This is a genomic window from Streptomyces sp. NPDC059456 (genome assembly GCF_042750055.1).
In the GTDB taxonomy this organism is placed as follows: Bacteria; Actinomycetota; Actinomycetes; order Streptomycetales; family Streptomycetaceae; genus Streptomyces.
This window is the reverse complement of sequence record NZ_JBHYVA010000839.1, coordinates 1-3,243: the sequence shown is the minus strand read 5'-3', so window position 1 is coordinate 3,243 and position 3,243 is coordinate 1. Positions and strand designations below refer to the sequence as shown.

At 72.9% G+C, this 3,243-nt stretch carries 3 protein-coding genes; 1 reads left to right on the top strand and 2 read right to left on the bottom strand.

The window, feature by feature from the left end; genetic code table 11:
• Nucleotides 1-137: 137 nt before the first annotated feature.
• Together purH and purN are read right to left on the bottom strand one after the other, a co-directional pair.
• On the bottom strand, nt 138-1,718 hold the full coding sequence (gene purH / locus ACFXA3_RS39340) for a bifunctional phosphoribosylaminoimidazolecarboxamide formyltransferase/IMP cyclohydrolase (RefSeq protein WP_385195689.1): 1,581 nt from the start codon (nt 1,716-1,718) through the stop codon (nt 138-140).
• Nucleotides 1,715-2,338, bottom strand: coding sequence for a phosphoribosylglycinamide formyltransferase (purN, locus tag ACFXA3_RS39335; RefSeq protein WP_385195687.1), 624 nt, complete (start codon nt 2,336-2,338; stop codon nt 1,715-1,717). The genes purH and purN overlap by 4 nt, the downstream gene beginning before the upstream one ends.
• 246 nt (nt 2,339-2,584) lie before the next feature.
• Here purN and ACFXA3_RS39330 point away from each other — a divergent pair, with 246 nt between their 5' ends.
• Nucleotides 2,585-3,199: a hypothetical protein gene (locus tag ACFXA3_RS39330; protein ID WP_385195684.1), complete on the top strand. Its 615-nt coding sequence runs from the start codon at nt 2,585-2,587 to the stop codon at nt 3,197-3,199.
• Nucleotides 3,200-3,243: the final 44 nt, after the last annotated feature.

The following is a 3,243-nucleotide window of genomic DNA, read 5'->3' as shown; positions in this document are numbered from 1 at the left end:
GGCCCCTCCGCCGCGGCGTGCGTCCGCCACCCCCCGCCCCGCCCCCCCCCCGCGTGGGGGGGGGGGGCGCCCCCCCCCCCCCCCGTGCCCGGAGTGCCGGCCCCCGGTGAAGGGGCCGGCCCGGTGGCCGTACCGGCTCAGTGGAAGAAGTGCCGGGTCCCGGTGAAGTACATGGTCACGCCGGCCGCCTTGGCCGCCTCGACGACCTGCTCGTCACGGACCGAACCGCCCGGCTGGACCACGGCCTTGATGCCCGCGGCGGTCAGGATCTCCAGCCCGTCGGGGAAGGGGAAGAAGGCGTCGGAGGCGGCGTACGAACCCTGCGCGCGCTCGGCGCCCGCCCGCTCGACGGCGAGCTTCGCCGAGTCGACGCGGTTGACCTGGCCCATGCCGACGCCGACCGAGGCACCGTCCTTGGCGAGCAGGATCGCGTTGGACTTGACGGCCCGGCAGGCCTTCCACGCGAAGGCGAGCTCGGCGAGCTCCTCCGCGGACAGCGCGTCACCGGTGGCCAGGGTCCAGTTCTGCGGGTCGTCGCCCTCGGCCTGGAAGAGGTCGCTCTGCTGGAGCAGTGCGCCGCCGGAGATCGGCTTCAGGTCGCCCGGCTGGTGCGGGGTGCCGTCGACCTTGAGGACGCGGATGTTCTTCTTCTTGGCGAGGATCTCGACCGCGCCGTCCTCGTACGCCGGGGCGGCGATGACCTCGGTGAAGATCTCCGCGACCTGCTCGGCGAGCTCGACGGTCACCGGGCGGTTGACGGCGATGACGCCGCCGAAGGCCGACAGCGGGTCGCAGGCGTGGGCCTTGCGGTGCGCGGCGGCCACGTCCTGGTCCACGGCGATGCCGCACGGGTTGGCGTGCTTGATGATCGCGACGCAGGGCTCGTCGTGGTCGTACGCGGCGCGGCGGGCGGCCTCGGTGTCCACGTAGTTGTTGAAGGACATCTCCTTGCCGTGCAGCTGCTCGGCGTTGGCGAGCCCGCCCGGCTGCCCGTCGGTGTACAGGGCGGCGGCCTGGTGCGGGTTCTCGCCGTAGCGGAGGGTGGACTTGCGGTCCCACGCGCCGGCCAGGAACTCGGGCAGGACGGCCTCCGGCTCCGGGGCGTACGCATTCGTGAACCAGGAGGCCACGGCGACGTCGTACGCGGCGGTGTGCTGGAAGGCCTCGGCCGCCAGCCGCTTGCGCGCGGTGAGGTCGAAGCCGCCGCCCTGGGCCGCGGCGAGGACGTCGGCGTACCGCGCGGGGCTGGTGACGACGGCGACCGAGGGGTGGTTCTTGGCGGCGGCGCGGACCATCGACGGGCCGCCGATGTCGATCTGCTCGACGCACTCGTCGGGGGTCGCGCCCGAGGCGACGGTCTCCCGGAACGGGTACAGGTTGACGATCACCAGGTCGAACGGCTCGACGCCGAGCTCGGCGAGCTGGCTCCGGTGGTCCTCCAGGCGCAGGTCGGCGAGGATGCCGGCGTGCACGCGCGGGTGCAGGGTCTTGACCCGGCCGTCCAGGCACTCGGGGAAGCCGGTGAGCTCCTCGACCTTGGTGACGGGCACACCGGCGGCGGCGATCTTGGAGGCGGTGGAGCCGGTGGAGACGAGCGAGACGCCCGCCTCGTGCAGGCCGCGGGCCAGCTCCTCCAGTCCCGTCTTGTCGTAGACACTGACGAGCGCGCGCCTGATCGGTCGCTTCGACGAGGTGGTGCTGCTCTCTACGGCGGTCACTGGATCGTTACCTTTCGTCCCTCAATGCGGTAGCCGTGCCGGGCCAGGCGCCCCACGACGTCGACGAGCAGCTGGCGCTCGACTTCCTTGATGCGCTCGTGCAGAGCGGCTTCGTCGTCCTCGTCCCGGACCTCGACCACACCCTGGGCGATGATCGGACCGGTGTCCACGCCGGCGTCCACGAAGTGGACCGTGCAGCCGGTGACCTTCGCGCCGTAGGCGAGGGCGTCCCGTACGCCGTGGGCGCCGGGGAAGGCCGGGAGGAGGGCGGGGTGCGTGTTGATGAAGCGGCCGCCGAAGCGGCCGATGAACGACGCGCCCACGATCTTCATGAACCCGGCGGACACGACGAGGTCCGGCTCGTGGGCGGCGGTCGCCGCGGTCAGCGCGGCGTCCCACTCCTCACGGGTCCCGTAGGCCTTGACCGGGCACACGAAGGTGGGGATGCCCGCCTTCTCGGCCCGCTCCAGGCCGACGATGTTCTCGCGGTCGGCTCCCACGGCGACGACTTCGGCACCGAAGCCCTCGGATCCGCCGGGATGGGCGTCGATGGCGTCGAGCAGGGCCTGGAGGTTGGTGCCGGAACCGGAGACCAGCACGACCAGGCGGGAGGCGGCCATGGGAGGCCCTTTCTGCGGGAATGCTTCCGTACATCTTGTGTGATCAGACGAAACCAGGACGCCCCCGGATACGGGGGACCCTACGAAGCCGCCGACCGCCTGCAACGATACCGGCACACCGGACAGCCCCCGAGGGACGGGGGGACGGGTGAGGGGTAGCGTCTGGCATACACGCCGCATACGACGCTCACGACCGACGCCACGACGTACTTCGACGTCCACGACACAGGGGAAGTAACGCACTCGATGCCGGACCGCCGCCAGCCCGACTCCTCCACCGACGACAACCCCTTCGCGGCTCCCCCGGAAGGCCGGCCCGACCAGCCGTGGCAGCCGCGCAGCGGTGGCGACGGCGGGGGCCGCCCGGGCGAGGACCCCGGTTCCGCCTCCGGGGGGCCCGTGCGCTGGGACCCGACGGACCCGATCCAGCGGCGCGCCCGGTACGCGCTGCTGGCCGGGATGTGGGGCTTCTTCTTCGGGATCTTCGGGATCCCGTCGGTGGGACTGCTGCTCGGCGCGCTCGCCCTGTACTGGGGGATCAGCGGCCTGCGCGGGAAGCCCGCGGCGGCGGCCCGGACCACCGCGGAGGACCTGACCTCCGGCGCTCCGGCCGCCCCTGCCGCCCAGGGCGGCCTCGCGGCCCTCGGACCGGCGGCCCGCCCCCAGCGGACGGCGGCGATCGGCGGCCTGGTCACCGCCTCGCTGGCGATCCTGCTGGCCATGACCTCGTACGGTCTCCAGCTGGCCTACAAGGACTTCTACGTCTGCCGCGAGGACGCCCTCACGAAGTCGGCGGAGCTCCAGTGCAACGATCTGCTGCCGGACAGCGTGCTCGGCAAGATCCTGAAGGTGCAGCAGTAGCGGCGGGGGCCGTGGCGCGCCGCGGCCCCCGCCGCCTCAGGCCG